Here is a 24,488-nt window from a genome sequence, read left to right as displayed (position 1 = left end):
CTTGTTCCACGCAAGCGATTACCTCTACCCAATGTAGGCACTTACTTGCTCAGATTAGACAAACCTATCAGATACCCTATGATTAATCTAAATAAACCTAAGTTTAGATACGCGCTCGGAAGTTTCTTGGCGCTTGGCGTCGGCATGTCGGCCTACGCTCAAGATGACTCTTCGGATGAAGAGGAAATATTCGAACTCTCTCCCTTCGAGGTTTCTGCCGATGACGACAAGGTTTACCGTGCGGGTGCTACCCTCGCAGGCAGTCGTTTGGCGACTTCTTTGGAGGAGACTCCAGTCGCTCTGTCGGTAATGACGGAGCAGTTCCTGGATGATATTGGCGCGGATAACGTCAATGAATCGATGGTCTACGGGCTCAATGCCGGTAACGATATCGGTGGCGGCGCCACTGACGCTGGCGCGGTGACAGGAAACGGCCTCGTTGGCAACGAGTTCAATTTCCAGATTCGTGGATACAGAAATGTCGCGGCAACGCGTGACTACTTCCCCACGCTTATCGCGTCAGATTCCTTCAATCTTGAGCGTGTAGAGGTGGCTCGCGGCCCGAACTCATTGATCTTTGGTATCGGAGGTCCCGGTGGCGTCGTTAACATCCAAGCGAAGCGCGCTTCCACTCAATCCGAGGATCACGAGATTGGAGCGAAATTTGGTAGTTATGGACTTCAGCGCTATACCTTGGATACAAACCAAGTATTGATCGAAGATAAGCTCGGTGTTCGCTTCAATTACCTGAACCAGCAGAAGGACGGCTGGAAGGACTTTGCGAAGGACGACCAGGAGCGCTATGCCTTAGCGGCAACATTCAGGCCTACTGATTCGACGACGCTTCGTTTCGGATTGGAGATGGGTGAACTCGACCAGAATCGCGCGCGCCCTTGGCAGCCTGTAGATGGTGTGACGCAGTGGGAGTTCAACGGTTCTCACTACTTCGACTACGGTACGCCAGAGTCGCCTTGGACTGATGGCGACGACAACTACACGCAGAAGCGAGACAATCTTCCTCAAGCGGGTTGGTGGGGCTTCGGAATCAATCCGGACTCCAACGGGTTGCCCGACTTTTGGACGCCGGATAATCCAGACCAGTTCGAGCGTCGCTCGCACCACTTGGGTACTCCGACTATCTTGATGACAACGGGCCCATTGGCAGGCAAGTATATCGAAGTGGGCACTCGCCAGCTCGGCCAACGCTACTACCGTAAATCAGGGGGTGCGGTCAACGTCTTCGATATCCCTCAGTTCTATAACGATCCATCTCTTCCCCGAAACCTCAATCCGGGTGGATCGGGTGAAGGTCAGTTCAATGATTATGAGACCTATGGGTTCTCCATCGATCAGCGGATTGGTCAGAAGTTGAATATCAATCTCACGATGAACGAATCGACGAATGACCGCCGCCACCGCTCAACCTTGGGATTCAATGGAATTTTGTTCAACAAGGACATCATGAGCACCTTGCCGACGTTCAACAACGATGGCACATATGACGCTACCTTGATCCTCGACCACCCGGAGCGTGGCGAGCCCGGTCCTGGTATCGGAACGATGATCTTCGATTCGCTTATCAATAATCCGATGCAGGACATGGCGATCATGACCTCTTACCCTCAGGAAACGAATCGGACCCAAAAGCAGGAAGACATGCGTGTGACCGCGAGCTATGACCTTGATCTCGGTGACCGCGCTGGTCAGCACACTCTGATGGCGTTCGCCCAGCGTTCGACTACTTCCTCCTTCTACGAACAGAGCCGGGAAACCAATGTATCGCCAAACCGTAGCCGTACCGATCAAATATTCAATGGTACCGATTACCCAGGCCGTTCCTTCCACGTGGACTACTTCTCGCCCAATCTAGCGGACCGCGGTATGCCGGACCCGTGGACTACTCCTTTGCCCAAGAGCATTCTCTGGGGGGCTGATCCAAGTCTTGGACATGAATTCGAAGCAGGCTTTCGTGTTCAAAATACTGGATACAGCGAATACGAAATCGATTCCATGGCATTCGCTGTACAGAGCAGACTGCTAAACGACCGCCTAATCACGACAGCCGGAATCCGCCGTGACGATCCATCCGCTTCTGGCCGTGCTGCAGCTCGCTCGGAAACGATGCCCGACGAAATCCTAGGCTTGGGAGAGGCTTGGACATCACCGCTGGATGGTGACGATACTTATTCAGTTGGCTTGGTTTACCAAGTGCCAGGTGCCGATTGGCTCCGTGTGTTTGCCAACAAGTCCACGAACTTCATGACGCAGAATGGCGCTAAGCGATTCGAGGATGAACTGGTTCGCGAATCCATGGAAATTGGTCCGCTTAAGGGAAATGGGCGTGATGTTGGCGTGAAGGTGAACGTGAACGACAGAGTCTACGCTACGGTTGCCTACTACGAAACATCGCAAGATAATGCGGTAACCGGTTTAAGTAGTGGAAACGTACCCATTTATATAAACGCGATTTGGACTGCTATAGATAACGCTGCGGCGGGCCGTACTGATCCAAGCGATCCTCTCTGGGAAACAGACTTGGAAAACCCGCTTGGCCATCATGTGGGCGGTTCGGAAACAAAGTCTCAAGCGTCTTCTGGTATAGAGTTCGAATTGGTAGCCAACCCAGTCGATAACTGGAGAATCTCCTTCAACTACAGCGACGGAGAGACTACTACCGCAAACCTCGGTACTGGACTAGAGGCGTATATGGCGAAGCATCGCGACACTTGGATGGCCAACGCTAGCCTTAACTACGACTTCGAATCGCAACCTGGTTTCCTTGGTGACAACACAGTGGGAGATCTGGTGAATGGACTCGATGGGTTCCTTACTTTCACTAAGGCGAGTGAAGGTCTTGGTGAGGTGAATCACCGTCCGAAGAATGCAAATCTCTTTACTGCGTACAGTTTCAGTGACGGAAACTTCAAGGGACTTACAGTTGGAGCGGGTGTTAACTACAAGGGCGATGCAATCCTTGGTGTTGACCCAGGCTCCGTAGAGAACCCAAATCCTCGCACCTTCTGGGGTGGTAGCTATGCGATCTACAATGCGATGGCTAGCTACGAGTTCAAGTGGGGTGAGTCCGATGTACGTCTTCAGCTAAACGTTAACAATGCTCTCGAAAACGATGATGAGCAGGTGCTCGGGTCTCGCTACTATCCGGATTTAGATGAAGTTAAATCTTTCTACTACTTCTTGGAACCAAGAAGCTATACCATCAGCGCTAACATTTCGTTCTAGTCTTAGTTAACAGTATCTGGATATTAGGTAGTAATAATCTAGATTGATTTAAAATCGGGGCGTCCTAGCTAGGCTAGGGCGCTCTTTGTATTTTGAATACAGTTCTAGTTATGTAAGTTATGAAAAGTTTGTATTTATTAGGAGGAATTGGATACGTTTCTCGACTTCTTACCAAATGCTTGGTTGCAGGTCTTTTGATTTGCCTCTTTGGGTCGGGACTCGTTGGTTCGGAGAGAGCTGTCCCTTTGGGAGAAAATCGAATAATCGGGAATCAATTGTTCGTGAATCTGGCGGTGGGCGAATCTTTCGAGTTCTTAGGGCACGAAGTGGAGTTGGAAGCAATTGATAGCGATTGGGCTCAGATTCGGGTAGATGATGAGAGCGAGCGGATTCCGATCGCACGAAGAGTTCTACCGGTCAGATTGAATGGCGTGCGTATCTATGTTTGCGATACGAAACGAATGGCTAATTACACAGTTCGAGGACCCTATGGTTCACGGAATGCCGTAACAAAGGACGCCCTTTTTTGCCTTTCAAACGCTAACGATCCGTTGCTTGATCCCGAAACGTTTACTTTTCCGGTGGATCGTTCGGACGGCTTTGAATGGTCGATGGCGGAGTCCAGTCATAGCTTTGCTTTTTTGAGCCCGTGGCGGCAGCACGAAGGCACGGATATAAGCCTGATGAATGGCAAGGCGAATCGGGTGGATGCCTTGGTGGCGATGGAAGATAGTAGATTGGTGTGGATAAGGGAACACAGCGGCGAGCAAGCTTGCCTTTGCCTGGAAAGCGCCTCGATGCCAGGAGTGTATTACATCTATCAACACATGGAAACGTCGAGCATTGAGATCGTAGAGGGGCAGGAGTTGGTTGCGGGGCAACGCTTGGGCTATATTTGGGGTGATGATCGTTGGGGGCACTTGCATCTGAGCCTGGTTGCCTGGGGCGAAACTCCGACTTACGAAAATCGATATGGAAACAGCGTGACGCTTTTCCCTATGCTGTACGAACTCTGGAACGGGGATCTGGAACCTCGCCCCAAAAGCTGGACTTGGGGAGCTTGGCCCTTTGCTCGGAATCGGGCTGTGGTTGAGAACGTGAAGCGTTTGAACGCATTTGATCCATTGCTTGGATACGGATGGAACTTAGGCGATTGGTGTCCGGCGAAGAAAGTTGAGCCGGTTGAGAGCGGGGATAATTTCTCAAGCGCCTTGCTGAAGAAGAAACTCTTCGAGGGAACGGTTTCTGAAGCGGAAAATCCAGAGGACTACTACGAATTTGAAATCGTGGTTCCCGATGGTCGCTATGCGGTGAGCGCTTTGCTTGGCGATGTAGCGAAACCCACTTGGCAAAGGATAGAGTTTGAATCGATGGATGTGGGCGTATTCGACATGTCGGCAAACGAATTCCGACGCAGTAGGGAGCGGATTGTTTCGGTGCAAGACGGCCGGCTTACGATTCGGATCTATCTGAAAAATGATCGGGACTACGCCTCGTTGAGTGAGCTGTCCTTTTGCTTTTTGGACCGGCGAACAAAGACGCCGTAGTGGCTCGATTCCGGTCAAATATGAAAGCACCCTTGGAAATCCAAGGGCCTTCGCTTGTTTAACATTTTGTAGCTGTCCGATACCCTTCGCAAAAGGTATCAGCCTCCTGGTTTGTCGCTTCTTGGGAGCGGACAAGGGGAGGGTAGGGCTCTAGTTCAAGGGATCGAGGCGGTAGATGCTGCCGACGAGCGGGGACTGCTGGATCAGGAGGACGTAGAGATGTCCGTCCGGAGCGCTGTAGATGTCGCGCACACGTCCCTGATTTTTAAACACGACCTCGTCGGACACAACCTTACCTTCTTCAATCACGAGTCGGTGCATTTCTTGCGAAGCCATGCCGGTCACGAAAAAGTTGTTCTTCCAAGCTGGGAATTTGTCACCTTCGTAGAAGTCAGCTCCACAGATGGCGATCGATGGATTCCAGTAGTGTTTGGGCTGCTCCATCCCCTCCTTTTCAGTAAGATCGGTAATGGGGGTACCATTGTAGTTCATCCCGTAAGTGATGACGGGCCAGCCGTAATTGAGTCCGCGTTGGATTAGATTGGTTTCGTCTCCACCGCGTGGTCCATGTTCGACTTCCCAGATGTCACCGGTTTCTGGATGCGCATCGAGACCTTGTGGGTTTCGATGCCCGTAGGACCAGATAGTTGGGAGGGCGTCACGAATGCTGGCGAAAGGATTGTCGGTTGGGACGCGGCCGTCATCAAAGATGCGGTGTATCTTCCCGTTGGGGCGGCTCAGGTCTTGTGCTTGATTTTGGCGTCCACGGTCGCCGATGGCGAAGTAGAGATAGCCGTCTTGGAAGACGAAGCGTGTCCCGTAGTGATACGCCGCGCTGATGTGGAGTTCTGCGGGAGCATTGTAGATTTTCTGTTCGTCGACCCACTTGCCGTTGCGTATGCGGCCACGGACTACGGCGGTCATCCCCGCGTCCATGCCGTTTTCTTTGCCTCCGACGTTTTCGCTGTAACCGAGGTAGATCCAACCGTTGTTTTCGAAGTTGGGGTGTTTCTGGACTTCGAGAAGTCCTCCTTGTCCGTGTTGCCAGACTTCGGGAATGCCCTCGATCTTACTTCGTTTGCCATCCTTGAAGCTCCAAAGCACGCCGTCACGTTGGGTGACAAGCATGGTGTTGTCAGGAAGGAATTCGAGAGCCCAGAGGATGCCTTCGCCTTCGCCCACTTTTGTGAGGGTGAAATTGTGTTCCTGCGATTTGAAGACGCCATTTTCGGGTTTGAAATGGTCGCCAGGAAGCTCTTTTTGAGCCGCGATTTGGCCTTGTTCGCGGATGTAGATGACGAGGGATCGAATCTGTTTCTCTGAAAGAGATGTCTTCCAGGGAATCATCGCCGTGTCTGGAATTCCGTTAGCAATGACACGCGCGATATCGGCGTCGGAACTTCCGTAAGCCCAGACATCGTCGACGAGCGACGAACCTTGGCCGCCCATCAGGTTTTCGCCGTGGCAGCTGGCGCAATTTGCGTTGAAGAGCTCGCTCACTTTTCCCGTGCCGATTTCGTACTGGGCTGAGAGCGCAGGGGCGAGCAGTGAAGCGATGATAAACGGAAATGCGTTCTTGGTTTCCATAAGCGGTAGGGAAGTTCTGTTCAGGTCCGTCGAAATAGCGAGGTGCGGCTCAAGCGAGAGATCGGGTCGTTAGCGAGTCGCATCCGACACTCCCGCCATCTTTCCGATACTGCGTGGCAATTATGTCGTAAGCGACTCACCGACTTGCGCGGTTCTCGCCTGAGCGAGCACCGGAATAGATCAAACCTTTGGGTAGTAGGTGTGATGCCTTAGACGGATAGTGAGGAAGTGATTTCTCTCATTTTCTCCACGCACGATTTCAGAGCGGGAACTGGGTTGTCTGGGTCTGCCTCGTATTCGAGAATGGATACGCCAGAGAAATCTTGGGACTCAAGTTCGCTGACGAGTCCCTTCAGATCGAGGGTGCCTTCGCCGACGATGGTATCTTTCCATTGCCCGTTCGGCGCGAAGGTGAAGTCCTTGAAGTGGATTCCCTTGATCTTTCCTCGGTAGTCTTTCGCCCATTGGACTGGATTTCCTCTTTGCGGTCCGATTTGCATCACCCATGCGGTATCCATGCAAAGTCCGATATTGGGAGATCCCAGCTCGATGAGATAGTTGATGATGTCTGGGCAGCCTCCGAACATGTATCCACCGTGATTGTGAATACCGACGTCGACGCCGTATTGTTCGGACCAAGACTTCACCTGAGCGACCGCTTTTTGGAACGTCTCTATTTTGAAGTGACAGGAGATCTGCTTTGCGCCCGCGAGGGCAGCAGATTCGAAAATGGCTTCGTCGCGATCTTCACCATCGAAGGTTTCTACGCCAATGGATACGATGGATACGCCAGCGTCATTGTAGATTTTCACGATGTCCTTCCAGTCGTTGACTGCATGGAAGTCAGCGTGCACGCGGCAAACTTCGACCCGCTCGAGTCCGATTTCCTTTACCTTTCCTGCGACCGACTGGTTTTCGGTGATGTTTCGAAAGCAGAAGCTTTGTACGGCAAGTTCGTTTAAGAGATTCATTTTATGGGTGAGGATATATGGTTTAGATTCAAATTAGCTGAGGGTGACTTCTTTTCCCGTGGAGCTAGACTCCGCAATGGCGTCTAGGATTTTTTGGATGACGAGCGCTTGTTCGGCAGGGACGGCTAGTTCCTCAGTTCCCAGTATCGCGTTCGTGAAATTGTGGAAGCGGCTAGAGTGCTTCATGGATACGGGAGCGTTTACGTCTTCGACAATTTGGTATTCACCGGTGGAGGTGTCTGATTTGTAGAGCCTCGCCGGGTAGAGTGAGGCCCCTGCCTCCGTACCAAAGACTTCTACATCCATCTTGTCGTTTTTCTCAGTATGGCAGGCCCAGGAGACTTCAAGCGATATGGTGGCCCCGTTTCTCATCTTAATGAGTGCCGTTGCGAAGTCGTCTACGTCGAAGGGGGCGTCTGACTTGTCCGAAATGCCCCAACCCCCGCCGCCGAGGCCACGGTTTCCGAATTTTGTATAGGTACGACCGGATACGGAAACAGGGTCGAAGTTATCGATCGTGTGCAAGCATAGGTCGAGTAGGTGAACGCCGATATCGTTGATCGCTCCTGCTCCGGCGAGTTCTTTGTTACCGAACCAAGTACCCAAAGTTGGGATACCAGATCTGCGGAACCAATAGGCCTTAGCGTAGTAGATTTCGCCAAGCTTTCCGGCCGTTGCGAGATTGCGTATCTTTTGCGAATCTTCGCGAAAGCGTTGGTTCATGCCGAGGGTGAAAAGCTTGCCGGACTCTTTGGCAGCGGAAACGACTGCTTCTGCTTCTGTAGCGTTCATCGCGAAAGGCTTCTCCAGCATCACGTGTTTTCCAGCCTTTAGGGCGGCGATGGCCAGCGGGGCGTGGTATTTGTTGGGTACAGCGATGTAGACCGCATCGACGTTAGGGCTCGCGAACAGGTCGTCAGCGTTAGCATAGCGTTCTTCGACTGCAAACTTGTCGGCGAATTCTCCGAGGCGTTTCGCGCTGAGATCTTGGGCTGCGACCAAGCTAGCGTTCTCGTGCGAGAGGAGTTCTTCGGCGCTTGAGTAAGCGATCTTTCCGGTACCAATGAATCCGAATCTTATTTCTGACATATACGTTTTGAGTGAAATTGTGTTAGTTGTTATTTGCGAGAGAAAGCGGGCTGAGTATCTGCAGACTCACCGTCTCGCTTGAATCCGTCGGGAACAATTCTACCCGATAGACTCCTTCTTCGAGAAAGAGGGTGTCGCTGATTTGAAAATCTTCTGGAGCGGTGTCGCCGTTGTGCCTTCTCGCTAGTGAAGCGCTAACCGAGGAGAGATCTGTATCCAACCAATGGGGATTGTGATCGTGCTCAACCCAATCATTATCGATGAGCTGCAAAACAGTGAGTGAGAATGAGTCCGTTTCAGCTGCGGATATCTCCGTGGAGCTCCCGGTGAGAAGGAGCATCTTGGGCGCCTGTTGTGTGATCGCGAATTCGAGTGTGAGTGGATCGTTGGCGTTTGCTTGTCCGGAGAGTTCAAGGCCAATGAGGTGATCGCTTTGAATGAGCCATTTCATCTTAGAACCGTTTGTTGGCGGGATGAACGAAATCGCTTCGCTGGGGTTAGAGCTTGCCTCTTCTACTGAATGGGAAAGTCGGAACGGTAATCCGTTATCTATTAGGTCCAAACGTGTATTGGTAAAATCCGTACCGGTGATTAGGTCCTGTTCGATCTCGACCCAATCGAAAGGTTTATAACCAGCGTTTTGGTGACGTAAGGAGTAGGACTTCACGAAGGCTTCCACTCCGATGCGGGATCCGAGGGTGCGGCCTATGAAATCGTCGGCCCGAACGTGAATGCCTCCGTAGAGCCGAGAAATTCCAGCTTGGTCTGCGGCGTCGTAGTAGGTGGCCCACTGGAGGATGACATCTTCGCTTGGGCCTTGCTCGAACTCGAGGAAACCGTTCTTAGGAAAGAGAAATTGTCCCATTCCAGCGGGGAAGAAGGGATCGCCGGTGAGCAGGGTCATGACTTCCGCTGCGGCTCGGCTAAAGGTACTGTGTCCGGAAACGAACGCGGCAAAGGCGGGAGTCACGAAGGTGCTGCGTTGGTAGGGGAACCAGTCCTCGGGAAGAATCCAATCGACGCCTCCAACTCCTGTATCCGCATTGTCAGGCTCGCCTGCCCATGAACGGATGGCGACCTTTCCGACAGAGGAGGCGAGGTGGTGGTGGCGTTGACCTTCGGCGGCGCTTTCGTCTGTGATGAGCTCGATGAGCTCGGGGATGAGAGGCAGTCCGTCCGGGTGGTAGGAGGGAAGGTTCGGGTCGCTGGATTGGCCGTTGCCGCCGAAGTAGCGGATCATCGTTATGGGGCGGGAATAGTCATACTGGCGCTTGAGCGTCCAGGCGGCAACGGCGGCATCGTGCATGGCGCCGTTGAGGGCGAGGTAGGCGCGAACATCCCATTCGAGTTTTGAGAGTTCCTCGCCTCGGCCCATGAACTTGCGCTCGAAAAAGGGGCTTTGGGTGATCTCGTTGTGGAGGGTGTTCCAATGTCCCGGAGGGGTTTCGGATGCAGGACCGTCTGCCCAGAATTCAGCCAGGATGCGACCGTAGTCGGCGCGTTTAACGAGATTAGGCTGGTACGCTAGGCCGTTGAAAGGATTAGTAGGGCGACCCGTACCGTCGTTGGTTCCGAGCGGGTTGTTAAGTCTCGCTCCGGGTGATATGTCGATCATCTCGCCGTCCTGAGGATCTAGATACGAGGAGAAGCGGATTACTTCGACAGTTGAATCGATGAAGGCCTGCCTTTGATCGGGATATTGAGGGGGCGGTCCGGGGTCGAAGGCAATTGTGCTAGAGGTCGGCTTTTGGAGTGCGAAGGTATCCACCTCCCTCCAATTGACGCCTAGGAATGTTTGGGTGAGTTCTCCTATTGGTATCCCGTTTTGGGATACGGCGTTCTGAAAGAGGAGGGGTTGCCAGCGATTGATATCCACCACTTCGGTTCCGGAAAGCTCAACTGGCATGGGATCATTTACTGCTTCGTAGCCGCTTGTGTCGGCGTAGTCGTTGAGTTCGTTGGATCCGTCATGGTAGTTGATCTCTAGGACGGCGTTTCCGATGCGATTGCCGACTGCAGCGGGACTGTTGCCTTCGACAGAGGTATCGTCCGGATCGTAACCAAGTTGCTGCATGAGCCAGCGAAAGCCGAAGAGAGAGGACTCCGCACCGGGACTATTTTGATAGCGAGCGTTCAGTACTGTGTAGGCGGCATGGCTGATCGCCTCTTCTTGAGTGGCGAGACGGTCTTCGCCCCAATCGGAGGGGGATATGTTTTCCTGGTGGAAGACGGCGGCGGCATTGCTCCATTGCTCTTGCTCATAAGGCCAGAAGGCGTCCCACATGGCGGCGGATACGTGGTAGAGATTTCGGCCGTGCTTGGTTGGATCGGGAAAATCTCGTCTAATCGCTTCGAGCATGAACTCGTTCCACCAGTGAGCGACGGAGTGTTCATCGATATCGTAGTCGAGAGCGATGTCTACAGCTTCGCTTTGAATGGTGGTTTCGCCGGAAGTAGCGACGGCGTAGTAGCTGCCTTCATCGAAGTTGGCTAGGCTCTTGATATGAAGCGTTGGACTTGTTGCTCCGACGATTTCAACGCCATCTTTGAACCATTGGATCGTAGGCTGGGGGAATGCGTGAGCTTCGACCCTGAGGTGGATAGAGTCTCCGATTCCCAATAGTCCCTCTACTTCGGGGTGGAAGGAGAAGTAGGGGGGATGTTCGGAATCGGTGGGCTCGACGATATGGTGTAATTGATTTGCACTTACATTCGAAAGCGTCTGCTCGATACCTGAGGGCCAGAGAATTTCTACGGTGTCGATCGTGCCGTCGCTTGCACCTAGTCCGAAGTGTAGAAAGGCTTCACGCTGCCCGATGAAGGCATTCGTCGGATTGAAGACGAGTGTTTGTGTTTTCGCCCCGTCAGTCACGCGGACGAGAGCCCCGATGCCGTCGCGATTGGATGCGATTCCTTCGAAGCTGAATCGTATCCAGTCGTTCCCGTTTTCGCTTGCGTCACTGCGATAGACGATGGGGTTGCTGAAGGCGTTGACTACGATGAGGTCCTCGTCTCCGTCGTTGTCGTAGTCTATGACGAGAATGCCGCGTCCGTATCCGATATCGTCGATTCCGGATCCGTTGGTCTGGTCGAGGAAAGCGGTGCCGTCGCCCGGATTGACGAAGAGGGTGGTTGGGTCGTCAGCCGAGGCGGGATTTGCCTGGGGGTTGTCGGGAACGGGCATTCCATTGGTTACGATGAGATCGAAATCCCCGTCATTATCGTATTCGAAGAAGGAGACGCCCCAACCCCAGCCGGGACGATCGACCGCCATGGCCTCCGAAACTTCCTCGAATTGGCGATTGCCGATGTTGCGGTACAGTTTACTGCCGGAACAAGCGTCGTCCGTCTCGCAATGAAGCTGGTCGAAAATTGCGGTGACATAGAAATCGAGCAAACCGTCGGCATCGTAATCGGCAATGGCGACCCCCATCCCGCTTTTATCCAATCCGACGCCTGAGGCTTGGGTGGTTTCGACGAATGTTCCATTTCCGTTGTTCCAGAACAACTTGCTTCTCACAAAGTCTGCCACAAGCGCGAGATCCGGCCAACCGTCCTCGTCGAAGTCTGCCCATCCGGAAGAGAAGTTCCATTGAGAGTTCCCGAAATCGGCGGGGTCGAGGCCAGCGGAGCGGGTTACGTTTTCGAAATGCCCGGGCGCTTCTTTTCCTCGATTGCGCAGGAGGACGGAGTGCTTGTGCGCTTCGAAGGTGGCTTCGATCCCCCATTGACTGACGTAGATATCGAGGTAACCGTCCCGATTGTAGTCGACGAGGCCTACGCTATATCCGTCGTGAGGGATTTGTTTTACGGTGGCGTCAGCGCCGCGCTCTATCGCCGCTTCGGTAAAGTTCCCCGAACCGTCGTTGAGATAGAGGTAGAAACGATTCGATTGGTAGGGGACGATTAGCAGGTCGGGATCCCCGTCATTGTCGAGGTCGCCAGCTCCGAAAGCAGCAGCGTCGATCGCCTCGGCCAGTCCACGTTCCGTCGCTTCGTTGGTGAAGGTGCCGTCGCCATTGTTCATGTAGAGCAATGGAGGGGATTGGTACTTGGCGAGCAGTATGTCGGTGAAGCCGTCGCCGTCGACATCGACTGCGGCGGAGCCTCCATGGTTGTCTATGTCATCCTCGATTTGGGCCTGAACATTGAGTAGCCCAGCGCTTTGGCTGACATCCTGGAATTCTGCCGCGAGCGGCGCGGAACTGAGGAGAAAGAGGAAGAGGTATTTGTTGAAATTGGGGGTCATACGGGACTGCTTTCGGTTTGCGTCGTAGCCCGTTTGAAACTGGGGGAGAAAACGCCTTCAAGGGATAAGGTCGTTTTACGGGTAAAGGTCGGGCGATTTGATCGTGATTGCTGTGATAAAGGGTGCGTAGTTAACCAGATAAATGGAGCGTTCGGCCCGGAGTAGCCGTTCGAACGCGCTGTCGTCTACGGGTAGGCTTTGAGGCGATAGAAGGTAGCGAGGTTGAGTTGCTCGAAGCTCATTTCATCTCCGTTTCCTTGTTTTGTGGATACCGTGTCCCAAGCAGAGAGATCCTCGGCCTTTTGCAGGTCGTATTGCACGTTTGCTTGCGATTGCCAAAGGATGCTGAGTGTGGGGGGGGAGTCTTGATGATTGAAGTCGAAAGTGATTTCCGGCTTTTCGGGGTCGACTGGTTCGACTGCTTCGCCGTATTCGAAGTAACCGTCGACGGGCGCTTTGTTGAAGCCTTCGCGGATGTAGTTGATTGCGGAATACGCGGTCATCTCCCACGGGAGGGATCGAAGCGGGCGCTCTCTCAGCCATTCGAGGTAGTCAAGGGTGCGGTTGCTGCCGCCTCCGATGGAAGCGAAGTAGTGTCCGGCGTGATGGCCTGGATGTGGCCAGCTAGGGTCGAAAGTATCGGTGTCCTTGTCCCAATTGTAGGTGACGTTGTTGGACAGGTTGCCATTCCCGAGGAAGGCGGTGTTTACACCGTCGTCTTGTCGGTTGGCGATGATGTTGTCGTGGACGTCGGTTCCCGGTAGGAGAACATTCGCGTCGATACCCCAGACTGCGGCGGATCGCGGTTCCTGCGAGTTGTTGGGATCCATTAAGCGACCGGTCAGGACGACGTTTTCTTTCGCCCGATTGTCGTAGCTGAGGACGGCGGGCTTGGTCGCGACCTTGTGTCCGCCTACGTTGAGGGAGACAGCGTTAAGGATGAAAAGGTTGCGGTCGATATGGCCTCCCGAGCGGGCTTGGATGCCGTGGGCGGCGCCGCGGGAGATGATGTTGCCTCGGATAATGCCGCCTTCGACATTGTCGTATTGGATGTAGACGTTGTGATTGTACTTGTTGGCTCCGGCTCCCATCACGGTTGCGCTCCATCCGCAATGGTCGATGAAGTTTTCTTCGAGAAGGTACCCGGAGTCTACGCCTGAAATGTATATGCCCTGAATACGCCCTTCCGCGCTGTGGCTGTAGTAGGATCCGTTGGCCCAAGCGTCGGTAATGATGTTGCGGCGCACTTCCGGGTAGGCGTAGACGCCTGCGTAGCTCTGGATAGTGACCATGCCGAATCGGACGCGGCAGTCTTCCAGGCGGATGTAGGCTCCGCTGCCAATGAAGCGCAGGGTTTCGACACAGGAGGAGTTGTCGAAGTCCGGAGAGTCGGGGTCGCTGTTCGATTTGTAGATATCCAGCCCGATGAATGCCTGAAAGTGGCGGGGGTGTCCGTCGTGATTGATGAACCTGTCTTTGATTTTGATGATGGGGCGTGGCCCCTCGTCTCCGTAGTAGGAGCATACGATGGGCTCGTCCGGTCCGCGGCCGTTTTTCCAGCGTCCAAGGGCGGTGGCGGCGGTGGGAGTGAACGTGTCTCCGCGCTTAAGAAGCAGGTGATCGGGGTAGCCATCGCGGATCAGGCTGTCTCCGGATGCGATCGTTTTCTTTGGGGTGCTGGGTGAAAGCCCGTCGTTGGCGTTGTCGCCTTCGGAGCTGCTGACGTAGACAATGCGTGAGTCGTGGCTCGGGGTAATGACCGTCCAGCCATTGGCGTCGAGCTCTACGGCAGCGTGGGTGAAGGTTTGGGTGGCGGCCAGGGCGGTTAGGCAGCTGGCGATGAGGGGGATTCTAAGGGATAGCATAGGCGTCATTGAATTTTGAATTCAATGACGTAGCTGAGTTTGAAATCCTTACCTATCGCCTTGGCTACTCATCACGTTTAGTAAGCGTTGCTCGTTGCTCGAATTGCAGCCGCCGAGCCCTTGAATTTGGTTCATCCCCAAGATGGTGGAAGCTGGCAATTTTGACACCTGAAATTGCATTTTCAGGTGGGTCGGCTTCTCCGAAGACGACTATTTCGGGTTGATCTGCGGATACAAACGCCTTTGGAGAAGTCGTTCCACCATCAGTAAGATGCGTATCCACTCAATTTGCGGATGACCCTTGAATTTAGGCTGAAACGGCGGTTGTGGCGATGGAGATCCCGGTCACGTTTTTGATGGGCTTGCGGCAGCTCGCTCCCATCGGAGGAGTGCCCCGGAAAGTGGAGCCCAGATTCCAGTCGGGCTGGATGAGCGTGACGTGCGGTACGCTGGGGATGCCCCATTGGTTTTCCCGCAGCTCGTTGTTGAGAATGTCTACCGAGGCGCTGGCGACATCGTCCACGTGGCGCTTGAGGCCGGACCATTTCGAATCCTGAGGGGAGATGAGCGAAACGAACTCGACGTCTTCGGGAATCCGCAAGCCGCAACGCTCCAAGGTTTCGCCGGTCGAGTGGTTGAAGCCGATTACCACCTCTGGCTTGTACTTGTTGTACCAGCTCATGAGGGAGTCCTCGTCGAAGACCTCGCCCGTGTGGATTGGGATGTTTTGCGATTCGGTTAGCCCGAGTAGTTTAACGGAGGCGCTGGAGGCTCCGATGCGTTCCCAGTCGTCGTCGGCGATCGGGTCGTGGCAAAACAGGGCGGCTCCGATTCGCTTGAAACCTGCTTGAGCGACCGTCTCCCAGACGAGACGTGTTGCCGAAAAGATATCGTTTGTCGCGGTGTGAAGAGGGGGGCGGATGCGTCCGACGCCGCAACAGACGGCGGTGAATTTGGACCAGTCCAGCTCGATCGCGCGTTTCGACTCCGGATTGTGGATGGCCGGAACGAGGAGGCCGCGAATGCCGCGGTTATAGAGGACGCGGGTGATTGACTCGGGAGTCGGGTATTCGTCGACGTAGAAGGGTTCGAGCTTGTAGCCGTACTCCTCGGCTCGTTTTCGCGCTGCAGGCAGGTACTCCGCCTGCTGGGACTTGCTTATTGGGTGGTGGTGGCAGAGAAATGCAATCACGCGGTGCCGTTCCGGCGACTTGCAGCTCCAGCGTTGGGCCGCGATAGCCGAGATGGCGGGGTCAGGGCGATAGTTGAGGTCCTTGGCCAGCTTCAGGACGCGATCACGCGTCGCTTCCGAGATGCTTTTGTGGTTTCGGAGGGCCAAGGAGACGGTGGTTTTCGTGACCCCAAGCTCCTCGGCGATGACGCGCATGGAGACGCGTTTGGCAGGAGGCGGGGAGGGCGGAATCGATGAATCCGCGTCAGGTAGTGACGGTGTTTCCATAGGGCACGGGGGTAGTTTGATTAGGCGAAGTGGGGTACGGTGCGAAGTATCCCTTTTGAGGGAACTAAATTCAAAGCACTGCTAACTTATCCCGTAAAGTAATGGGTCGATTTTATTCGGATTGCAAGGGTGGAGACGGGGCAGGTGAGTGGCTGCGTTTTACGCGAAAAGTGGCTGAGCAGGTTGTTTCGGGCCTCGGAAGTGCCATAACGCTGGGGATTTATAGTTTATGAGCGAGTTTGAGGGGTTGTTGCAGAAGTCGGCGAAATTCGAAGTGAAGCGTGTGCGTGTCACGACTGATCCTTTCGCTGATTTGGCGAGGAAGACTGCTCCGGAGCGCCCCTGGTCGCAGTTGTATAGTTGGCCCGCTCGCTTCGTTTCGCCAAGTGGAGGAAGCGTGGAATCGACTCCCGGGGTGCAGGCCTACCGGCTTGTCTTGCGAGTGGAGGAGGCATCCAAGTTTAGACTACTGATAACGGCGGATCAGGGCTATTGGTTTTACATCAACGGGGTGCGAGTGGGCGAGGGCAGCGAGGTCGGGTGCCTCAGCGAATGGTTTTACGACGGGTATGACGTGGAGTTCGAGCCGGGGGAATACGTGCTAGGCGCGATTTGCTGGTGGTTGGGGGAGTTTTCGCCGAAACGACGGATTAGCGTAGAGCCTGCCTTTCTTCTGGCGTCGCCGGATCCGGAGTTCATCGACTTGGTGAGCACCGGGATCGCGGATTGGCAGGGGCACCGCGTTGAGGGAGTGGAGTTTCTCGATTCGTCCGCACAGCTGGGGCGCATGTGCCTTTCGGGGGGGAGGTTGCGTTATCGAGGTGGGAGCTGGAGTGAGGAACTTTCGGCGGATTGTCCTGAATGGGAACCCGTGGCCGCCGGGCGGTTTGGGCTTAGCCGTTTCGTTCAGTATGCTGACCACCAGAAGCGATTGCTGACGCCGGCTCGTTTGCCGGCGATGAAAGAAAAACGATTTCAACACTGTCGTCTCGTGTACGCTTCGTCTGAATACGAGCATGGGGCAAAGATTGGTAGCGGTTGTCTGTCGCCCGATGAAGAGGCGAGGTGGGAGGCGTCGCTTGGGGGACGCAAAGGGGATCGTCCGGTGGTTTTGCCGGCGGCGTCGCGGATCGCTCTCTTGCTACGATTGGAAGACTATGTCTGCGCTCGCTATCGTTTGAAAGTGCAGGGAGGGCGTGGGGCGCGCGTCTCGGTCGGATGGGCGGAAGGCTTGTCGGTCGATCCCTTGGCCTATGTGGCGGCACCGGATCGAATCCAGGTCGAAGGCCATTATTTTGTGGGGCTGGAAGACGAGTTTATCGTAGAAGGTGAATCTGATTCGGTGCTCGAGCCTTTAGACTGGGTATCTGGGTGTTGGATACGGATTATGCTTGAGACGGCAGACGAGGCTTTGGAGATCGATGGCCTTGAGATATTCGAGACGGGCTACCCCTTCGAGAGAACGGCCGCGTTTGAGTGTAGCGACCGGGTTTTGGAGTCGATTTGGAAGGTCGGATTTCGTACGCTCGAGAATTGTTCGCACGATGCATACATGGATTGTCCTTTCTGGGAGCGGCTCCAATATTGGGAGGATGCACGTATCCAGTTTCTGGTGACTTACGCTGCTACTCAAGATTGTGAGCTGCCGAAAAAGGCGATTTCGATTTTCAATCACAGCGTCTTGGGCGCAGCTTCCCTTCCATCGTCCTCTTTCCCGGCAAGCAGCTTGCAGCTCATTCCGCCGTTCGCGCTGGGGTGGGTCGACAGCTTACGCGACTTCGCTCTCTGGCGGGGGGAACCTGAGTTCCTTCGGGCCCAGCTGCCTATGGCTTGGCTGATCGTCGAGCGGTTCCTTCTGGCTCGGCGAGAGGATGGGTTGGTAGCCAATCTGGAGGGGTGGAATTTTGTCGATACGGGCGACTTTGGGGAGGGGAGCTCGTTTCAACTTCCGGGCGAAGTGAGTGGAACGGTGCAGTGGAAGGTCGTATCGGCCCTTGAGGCCCTCGAGGATGTTTGCACTTGGCTGGGGGAGCGAGAATTGGCCCAACGTGCGAGTCGATGTGGGCGTGCGCTGGTGGAGGCGGTGCAGCGACGCTTGTGGTGCGAAAGCCGAGCGGCGTTCGCGGAGGATGTGGAGCGAAGCTATTTTGCGGAGCATTCCCAAGCGCTTGCCGCTCTCTCGCGTCATCTTTCGGGCGAGATGCATGAAGCGATTGGGCAAGCCTTGGCGTCTGGCAATTCGCTGAAGCGAGCGAGTGGATACTTTTCGCATTATGTTTTAGAGGCCTTTCGGAAGCGGGGCATGGGAGAGCATTTGGTGGCTCGCATCGGCGAATGGAAGGCGTTTATCGAGGCGGGGCTACACACCTTTCCGGAGAGCGAAGTCGAAGGTCGCTCGGATTGCCATGCTTGGAACGCCCATCCGAGCTACCATCTTATGGCGTCGGTGCTTGGGGTTCGCCCGTCAGGTTTCGGCTTCTCTTCCGTCAGCATCGCCCCTTTGTTGGGCGAGCTAGAATCGGTGAGCGGGCAGTTCAGGCACCCCTTGGGGCTCATCGAAGTGCAGGCAGAGAGGCAAGGGCCGTCCTTACTGGTGAGGATTCGATTGCCAGAGGAGCTAAGCGGGAGCTGTGAAGTGGCGGGTGAGCGGCGGGAGCTATTCAGTGGCTACTCCGAATTGTGCTTCGATGTTTGAGGAGTCGATTTCGAGTTTGGGGCGGAACGCGTTTTACGGGGTAAATATGTGCTGGGTTTGTTGATCTCATCGATGATGGGCTCTCTTGGAGGTTTCCCGCTAGAGTTTACGTTTTGATACCGTGCATTGGATTGATTACCTCATCGTTGGCCTTGTTCTGATTGGCTTGGTTTTTGTTGGAATTGGGCTTTCTCGCAAGTCGAGCTCGGATACCTCCGAGTATCTGGTGGCGGGGCGAAAGATGCCGTGGTGGCTAGTCGGGGTATCGGACGTGGCGGTAGGCTTGAACACCAGCAGTATGCTGCAGGACTCGCGCAAGGTGCGCCAGGACGGGGTGATGGGCCTGATGCAGATGTGGGGATTCGCCATGAAGGCCTGTATCCAAGGCGTCTTCTTCGAGCGCCTGTGGCGACGAGCCCGATTCAAGACGCAGATGGAGTTTTACGAAGCGCGCTACACGGGGTGGAAGGCGAATTTCGCCCGCGTGTTCGATACGGTGGTTTTCGGGGGATTCGTTACGTCCATCTGGGCCGCGATTGGACTGGTCGGTATTAAAAAAGTGGTGACGGTCATTTTAGGGCTACCCACGTATGTCGAAGTGGCGGGATTGAACGTTTCGACCGAAACGATTGCGGTGATTGGCGTGGTGGCGATCGCCTTGGTCTATTCCGCGGCTGCGGGAGCACGTGGCATCTTTTGGACTGACTTGATCGAGTTCATCATCGCCATCGTGCCCTTGTATGTACTTTTGATTCTCGTCTACTCGAAGATTGGGGGAAGCGTCGGCTTGCACGAAAATATCGATGCTCTCTCGGGCGATAACAGCAAGTACCTGCAGTTTCTGCAGCCCTTCAGCATTATCATCGTCTACATGTTCTTCATCAACCCGCTCCTGGATCACGGTGGTTTTAACCCAGGCATGCAGCGAACCTTGAGTCTGAAGGACGAGCGGGAGGTAATCTATTCTTTGATCTTCAAAAGCGTAGTCGGATTCTTGTTACGAGGTTTTCCATTCATTGCGATTGGCCTGATAGGCATGTTTCTGGTGAGCGATGCCTACCTTCTGGATAACTTTGATCCACTGATGACTCCGGAAGGAGGAGAGATTCCGGATTGGGAGCGAGTCTTTCCGACTTTGGCTTCGCAGTACCTGCCAGTGGGGCTGATGGGCTTAATGGTCGCCGGTTTTCTCTGCGCGTTCATGTCGTCTTTCGATAGCAACATCCACCTGACGGGCTCCGTATTCGTGAACGACTTGTATCGTCCGTTTATCGCCAAGGGGAAGAGCGAAAAGCACTATGTTCGGGCGACGCAGGTCGTCATGACACTGGCAGCTCTGAATACGATTTTGATTGGGATTTTCGTGGATGACATCCTGTATCTCGGTTACTTCGCATTGACGATTACTCTGGGCGGTGGCTGGTTTAAGCTGTTGCGACTCGTTTGGTGGCGAGTGAACGGGAATGCCGAAGTCGCTTCCCAGCTCTTCTCGCTGGTCGTATTTGCGTTTATTCTGTCGCCTTTCGGCAAGCCGTTTGTGGTAGGATTGGTGCAGTTCATGGGCTTGGAGGGGAATGACGCCTTCTACGTGACGCGCAACACGGTGGCGGGCCTCGCCTGTACTACTTTCGCATTCGTCGTGATGTTGATGTCGAAACCCGAGCCGATGGATAAGCTAACTGAATTTTATCGGCGTATGCGTCCCTTCGGTTTCTGGGGACCAGTACGCAGCACCTTGGGTGGTAAGGTGGCTGCTCCAGATCCGATCAGTATTCAGATCGCCCTGACAGCCTCAATCCTAGCGATTGTGTGGGGAGGCTGGTTTGCCGCAATGTGCTTCTTGCTGACCTACTGGTTGGGGGGATTGTTGGCCTGCTGCTTTATTGGACTGGGGATTTTCGGTACCCGCTTCTTCTTGTTGAAGCTCTACCCGGAGGGAGAGGAAATAATGGAATACCAGGAATTGGAAACGAAGCGTTAGTTATGAAAAAAGTAAGTGTTGTCGGTTTAACTATTCTTTGCATATGCGGCTTTTCGAAGCTGATTCAGGCGGAACCGCAGGAGATTTTCTTCGACGATTTCAATGGGGAGGAATCCTATGAAGCCGAGCTGACCAAGAATGCGACCAGCAAGGTGTATAAGACGAATTCCCTGCTTGAAGGCCATTTGTTGAAGAAGTGGCACTACGGTTGGAACTACAGTTATTTCGAAGGGGACTGGGAGCAGGCTTTTTATGTGGTGGAGCCCGGTACCAGCGAGATGATCCAAGCGGGGCGTTCTGGCGCTTATCGCAGCCAGTGTCCCAATCGGATCACGGCCAAGGCGGTGATTCCCGATGACGCGAAAAAGTACCGTATCGAACTCAAACAATTCAAGGCGGACAACGATCAGATCTTTTACCTTCTGGGCGCAGGCAAGGGAGGTTTCGACGGAGTCGAGATTGGCTACGAGAATCAATTGCCCGGAACGGACGAGACAGTTCTGGACGCCTATATTCGCGGTAATGTAATTGATGGGCTGATACTGCCCGGAAGGTCGTACCTAGGAGAATGGGTGGATGTGAGGATCGATGTGGATGTCGAGGCCAAGCGGATCGATTGGACCATGAATGGCGAACCCTTCATTTCCTTAGATGCCCATAACCTAAAGCGCGGGGGCTACTTCGGTATCTACATGCACTACGAGCGCAGCACGCGTTATGACGACGTGCGGATAACGGTTTTGGAATGAGAGGGCGGTGACCGCTGCTTGATTTTTCGATTGTAGGTGATCAAAAACGACAAGACTGGGCTGAAAACTGTATTATCCCGTCCGCAAAAAAGATTGATAATGTGCGGCTGTAGAGGGTAGCGGCCGCTGTCCCTGCGGCCATTGTGTTTTGGGGGTGCCCGCTAGGGACAGCGGGCGCTACCAATTTTGCTCAAACCTTTTTGCAGGTGGTGTTAGTGGTGCCCTAGAAGCCGCGGCTGGTGTTGCGGATGGAGTTGGTGAATTTCGGGAAGTAGCCCTCTTTACTATGAGCTTCGATGAGTTCGTCGCACATGGCCCAGATCTTGTCTAGTGGGAGGGTGGCAGCAGTGTGAGGGTCTGCCATGGCAGCGTGGTATATGTGTTCCCGTTTGCCGGTTAACGCAGCCTCGACAGTGAGTTCTTGCGGGTTGATGTTGCTGCGGCAGATTGCGGCGAGCTGGGGTGGGAGTTTGCCGATAAAAGTCGGCTGCAGACCTGATTTGTCGACGAGTACGGGGAGTTCCACGCAGCATCTTTCAGGGAGGTTGGTTACGAGTCCGGTATTCGGGACGTTGCCATAGATGACGCGAGGTTTCCCTGTTTCGATGGAGTGGATGATGTAGGATCCGTATTCGTGAGTTTGAGGCTTTATCGTGATCTCTCCGTCACTCTCGAGTAGGTCTTTTTCTGTTTGTATCCAAGTATCAATGTTCGATTCACAGCGGCGGATATACTCGTCGATAGGTATCTCGAACTGATCGATAACGTCTTGACCATGATGGATGAAATAGGGGGTATATTCAGCTTGGTGCTCGGAGGACTCGGTAACGAAATAGCCCAGGCGTCGCATCATTTCGAAGCGCACTTTGTCTTTCTTGAAACGGCTGTCTTCCAGTTTCTTGAAGAGTAAGGGATAGGCATCCTGTCCGCGATGCTTGAACTCTAGGAAGAAGGCCATGTGGTTAATTCCAGCGACCTTGTAGCTGACGTCTGCATGGTCCAAGCCCAGGTAATTTGAAAGCTGTTCGCTAGTGCCTTGGACGCTGTGGCAAAGTCCAACCATGGGAATGCCTACTGCTTTATCCACTGCCATGCAGTTCATGGCCATGGGGTTGGTGTAGTTTAGGAATAGGCAATCAGGCGCTCCGACGGTTTCGATATCCCTCGCGATATCGATTAGCTTCGGGATAGTACGGAGGGCCCGAAAGATGCCGCCGATGCCAAGTGTGTCCGCTATGGTTTGCTTTAAGCCGTATTTCTTGGGGATCTCGAAGTCGATAACCGTGCCCGGTTTGTATCCACCCACTTGTATAGTGCAGATGACGTAGTTGGCTCCACGCACCGCCTCGGTCCGATCGATTGTTGCAGACGCGGTTGCTGGAACTCCCAGTTTGGCGATTATCTTTTGCGTCATGACCTCGGCGACCTTTAGTCGCTCCGGATCGATGTCCATGAGGCAGATATGTATCTCCGAGAACTCCTCGAATTGAAGAAGGTCGGAAATGAGGTTTTGGGCGAAGACCACGGAGCCTGCGCCAATGAGGGTTACTTTTGTCTGCATGATTCAGACTGTGATCATTCTCTGTAGGATTGGCCGATAGGAAAAAGTTGATTGGAAACGGCTATATGTGATATCGAAAATGCCGCCTCGTTTCACTGACTATATATGGATCCGTATTTGAAATTGATCGCCGCCTCGCGCGAGGAGTATTCAACCCCCTCGTATTACTGGGAGAACCGAGGGCGGAACGGGGGAAGTCAGTGGGTGTTTCAGCGGACCCTGTCGGGGCGCGCTTTTTTGGAGACGCATGATGGGGATCGACGAGATGTGATGGAAGGTGAGATGATGGTTTTTCACCATGGCGACGGATCAGCCTATGGCTATCCGCTTGAGTTTCGCGGCGTCTACGAACTTTCTTTCATCGCCATGGAAGGGGAATTGGCGGATTCCATCTGTGCGCAGATCTTTCGATATGGGGGCGATGTGTGTTCCATCGAGGGTCTCGGTGAGACGGTACGTCTATTCGATGAGATTCTAGAGAGATTCGAGAATCGGAGGTTTCGGGATCGTTTGGAGATGGCCGAGTTACTCTACCGGTTTTTATTGGCGGTGAGCCGGGAAAAAAATGGAGTCGGCCGGTTGAGGGATCCGGTAGCTTATTGTTACAACGCGATCGAGATGCGTCATGTGAATCCCATTACAGTGGCAGAATTGGCAGACGAGCTCGGTATGAGTCGGGAACACTTAGCGCGAAGCTTTAAAGAGCGCTATGGCGAGTCGCCTGGAAACCATTTGAGGCGATTGAGGCTGGAGCGCGGACGGGCGATGCTGCTTGGCTCCTCGCTTGATGTGGAGACGGTTTCCCTGTCTTGCGGTTACGCTGCAAGCGACAGCTTTGGAAGGGCATTTAAAAGAGAGTATGGCGTCAGCCCGCGCGAATTTCGAAGCCAGAGTGGCGGTGCTGGGTAGCGTTTGAGGAAAGCGTTCGGTAGAAGACGGTCTAAGTTTTGCTCCCCATGCTCCAGAGGAGTTTTGTCGGAGGACGGGGACTGAAATAGAGTCAGAGCAATGATTTTGTTGTCTCCATTAGATCCAAATTATGGATACTAAATTTGTACACATTTCCTGCATTGCGACATTGGCTCCGGTGGAGTCGTGGCAGCTCTGACTCTTCTTAATCGGGAAAAAGAGAGCTTTTGGGGTGCCTCTAGCATGGATTGAATAGAGATCCCCGCTTGATGGGACATGGGGGAGTGTAGCCTTGTAAGGGAGGAATTGCTTAGGGCGTTGTTTTTAGGGTGGGTAGTAATCGTTTTTGTGCTGTTTAAGTGATTGCAGATGAGGGAGAAAGGCACCGGAGTGCTTGCAACGCAAAATCAAGAATCTATTTCGCAAACTTACATACAAAAGTCTTTGGGCGAGCGCTATAGTAGTGGGCAAGGGTAGTTGTCACTCCCTTGTTTGGATCCAGACTCGAGTGCCCCATGCGGGCGCTTTTTTCGCTATCGTTAACCCCCTGCTAATACTTTCCTTTCAGCGTTCCAGGATCAAATGC

Annotated in this window: 13 protein-coding genes; 6 read left to right on the top strand and 7 right to left on the bottom strand. The window is 53.9% G+C overall.

Features of this window, described 5'->3' with window-relative positions; translation table 11 throughout:
- The first annotated feature begins 78 nt into the window (after positions 1 to 78).
- Both JIN87_RS16605 and JIN87_RS16600 read left to right on the top strand, forming a co-directional pair.
- Positions 79 to 3,240, top strand: coding sequence for a TonB-dependent siderophore receptor (locus JIN87_RS16605; RefSeq protein ID WP_200356716.1), 3,162 nt, complete (start codon positions 79 to 81; stop codon positions 3,238 to 3,240).
- A gap of 281 nt (positions 3,241 to 3,521) precedes the next feature.
- The gene (locus tag JIN87_RS16600) at positions 3,522 to 4,787 is read left to right on the top strand and encodes a M23 family metallopeptidase (RefSeq protein ID WP_200356715.1); all 1,266 of its coding nucleotides are present in this window, start codon (positions 3,522 to 3,524) and stop codon (positions 4,785 to 4,787) included.
- Between the two features lie 150 nt (positions 4,788 to 4,937).
- Here JIN87_RS16600 and JIN87_RS16595 read toward each other — a convergent pair whose 3' ends face one another.
- From JIN87_RS16595 to JIN87_RS16570, 6 genes are all read right to left on the bottom strand, one after another.
- A complete protein-coding gene (locus JIN87_RS16595; RefSeq protein ID WP_200356714.1) occupies positions 4,938 to 6,374 on the bottom strand; it encodes a PQQ-dependent sugar dehydrogenase in 1,437 nt (478 codons plus the stop codon).
- 209 nt (positions 6,375 to 6,583) lie between these two features.
- Positions 6,584 to 7,345: a sugar phosphate isomerase/epimerase family protein gene (locus JIN87_RS16590; protein WP_200356713.1), complete on the bottom strand. Its 762-nt coding sequence runs from the start codon at positions 7,343 to 7,345 to the stop codon at positions 6,584 to 6,586.
- A gap of 33 nt (positions 7,346 to 7,378) precedes the next feature.
- Positions 7,379 to 8,434 carry a Gfo/Idh/MocA family protein gene (locus JIN87_RS16585; RefSeq protein WP_200356712.1) on the bottom strand — a complete coding sequence of 352 codons (1,056 nt, stop codon included), beginning with the start codon at positions 8,432 to 8,434 and terminating at the stop codon, positions 7,379 to 7,381.
- 22 nt (positions 8,435 to 8,456) lie between these two features.
- Positions 8,457 to 12,683, bottom strand: coding sequence for an FG-GAP-like repeat-containing protein (locus tag JIN87_RS16580; RefSeq protein WP_200356711.1), 4,227 nt, complete (start codon positions 12,681 to 12,683; stop codon positions 8,457 to 8,459).
- A 185-nt stretch (positions 12,684 to 12,868) separates the two neighbouring features.
- Entirely contained in the window at positions 12,869 to 14,548 is a 1,680-nt protein-coding gene (locus tag JIN87_RS16575; protein WP_200356710.1) for a right-handed parallel beta-helix repeat-containing protein, read from the bottom strand.
- 307 nt (positions 14,549 to 14,855) lie between these two features.
- On the bottom strand, positions 14,856 to 16,007 hold the full coding sequence (locus JIN87_RS16570) for a LacI family DNA-binding transcriptional regulator (RefSeq protein WP_200356709.1): 1,152 nt from the start codon (positions 16,005 to 16,007) through the stop codon (positions 14,856 to 14,858).
- A gap of 229 nt (positions 16,008 to 16,236) precedes the next feature.
- Here JIN87_RS16570 and JIN87_RS16565 point away from each other — a divergent pair, with 229 nt between their 5' ends.
- The 3 genes from JIN87_RS16565 to JIN87_RS16555 all read left to right on the top strand — a co-directional run bounded on the left by JIN87_RS16565 (position 16,237) and on the right by JIN87_RS16555 (position 21,432).
- The gene (locus tag JIN87_RS16565) at positions 16,237 to 18,702 is read left to right on the top strand and encodes an alpha-L-rhamnosidase-related protein (protein WP_200356708.1); all 2,466 of its coding nucleotides are present in this window, start codon (positions 16,237 to 16,239) and stop codon (positions 18,700 to 18,702) included.
- Between the two features lie 121 nt (positions 18,703 to 18,823).
- A complete protein-coding gene (locus tag JIN87_RS16560) occupies positions 18,824 to 20,683 on the top strand; it encodes a sodium:solute symporter family transporter (protein ID WP_200356707.1) in 1,860 nt (619 codons plus the stop codon).
- Between the two features lie 2 nt (positions 20,684 to 20,685).
- A complete protein-coding gene (locus JIN87_RS16555; RefSeq protein WP_200356706.1) occupies positions 20,686 to 21,432 on the top strand; it encodes a hypothetical protein in 747 nt (248 codons plus the stop codon).
- Positions 21,433 to 21,655: 223 nt separating this feature from the next.
- On the opposite strand, the gene melA is transcribed toward JIN87_RS16555, so the two are convergent.
- Positions 21,656 to 22,993 (bottom strand): alpha-glucosidase/alpha-galactosidase, encoded by a 1,338-nt coding sequence (melA, locus tag JIN87_RS16550; RefSeq protein ID WP_200356705.1) that lies wholly within the window; start codon positions 22,991 to 22,993, stop codon positions 21,656 to 21,658.
- Positions 22,994 to 23,098: 105 nt separating this feature from the next.
- Between melA and JIN87_RS16545 the strand changes: the two genes are divergently transcribed.
- On the top strand, positions 23,099 to 23,902 hold the full coding sequence (locus tag JIN87_RS16545; RefSeq protein ID WP_200356704.1) for a helix-turn-helix domain-containing protein: 804 nt from the start codon (positions 23,099 to 23,101) through the stop codon (positions 23,900 to 23,902).
- Positions 23,903 to 24,488: the final 586 nt, after the last annotated feature.

It is taken from the genome of Pelagicoccus mobilis, from assembly GCF_016595505.1.
Taxonomy (GTDB): domain Bacteria; phylum Verrucomicrobiota; class Verrucomicrobiia; order Opitutales; family Opitutaceae; genus Pelagicoccus; species Pelagicoccus mobilis.
The sequence above is the reverse complement of the archived record's forward strand: the minus strand, read 5'-3'. Positions and strand labels throughout refer to the sequence as shown.

Bases quoted from the DNA above. Each gene is read 5' to 3' on its own strand.
- JIN87_RS16605 (WP_200356716.1), top strand. From the start codon at position 79: ATGATTAATCTAAATAAACCTAAGTTTAGATACGCGCTCGGAAGTTTC.
- JIN87_RS16595 (WP_200356714.1), bottom strand. From the start codon at position 6,374: ATGGAAACCAAGAACGCATTTCCGTTTATCATCGCTTCACTGCTCGCC.
- JIN87_RS16590 (WP_200356713.1), bottom strand. From the start codon at position 7,345: ATGAATCTCTTAAACGAACTTGCCGTACAAAGCTTCTGCTTTCGAAAC.
- JIN87_RS16585 (WP_200356712.1), bottom strand. From the start codon at position 8,434: ATGTCAGAAATAAGATTCGGATTCATTGGTACCGGAAAGATCGCTTAC.
- JIN87_RS16580 (WP_200356711.1), bottom strand. From the start codon at position 12,683: ATGACCCCCAATTTCAACAAATACCTCTTCCTCTTTCTCCTCAGTTCC.
- JIN87_RS16575 (WP_200356710.1), bottom strand. From the start codon at position 14,548: ATGCTATCCCTTAGAATCCCCCTCATCGCCAGCTGCCTAACCGCCCTG.
- JIN87_RS16570 (WP_200356709.1), bottom strand. From the start codon at position 16,007: ATGGAAACACCGTCACTACCTGACGCGGATTCATCGATTCCGCCCTCC.
- JIN87_RS16565 (WP_200356708.1), top strand. From the start codon at position 16,237: ATGAGCGAGTTTGAGGGGTTGTTGCAGAAGTCGGCGAAATTCGAAGTG.
- JIN87_RS16555 (WP_200356706.1), top strand. From the start codon at position 20,686: ATGAAAAAAGTAAGTGTTGTCGGTTTAACTATTCTTTGCATATGCGGC.
- melA (WP_200356705.1), bottom strand. From the start codon at position 22,993: ATGCAGACAAAAGTAACCCTCATTGGCGCAGGCTCCGTGGTCTTCGCC.
- JIN87_RS16545 (WP_200356704.1), top strand. From the start codon at position 23,099: ATGGATCCGTATTTGAAATTGATCGCCGCCTCGCGCGAGGAGTATTCA.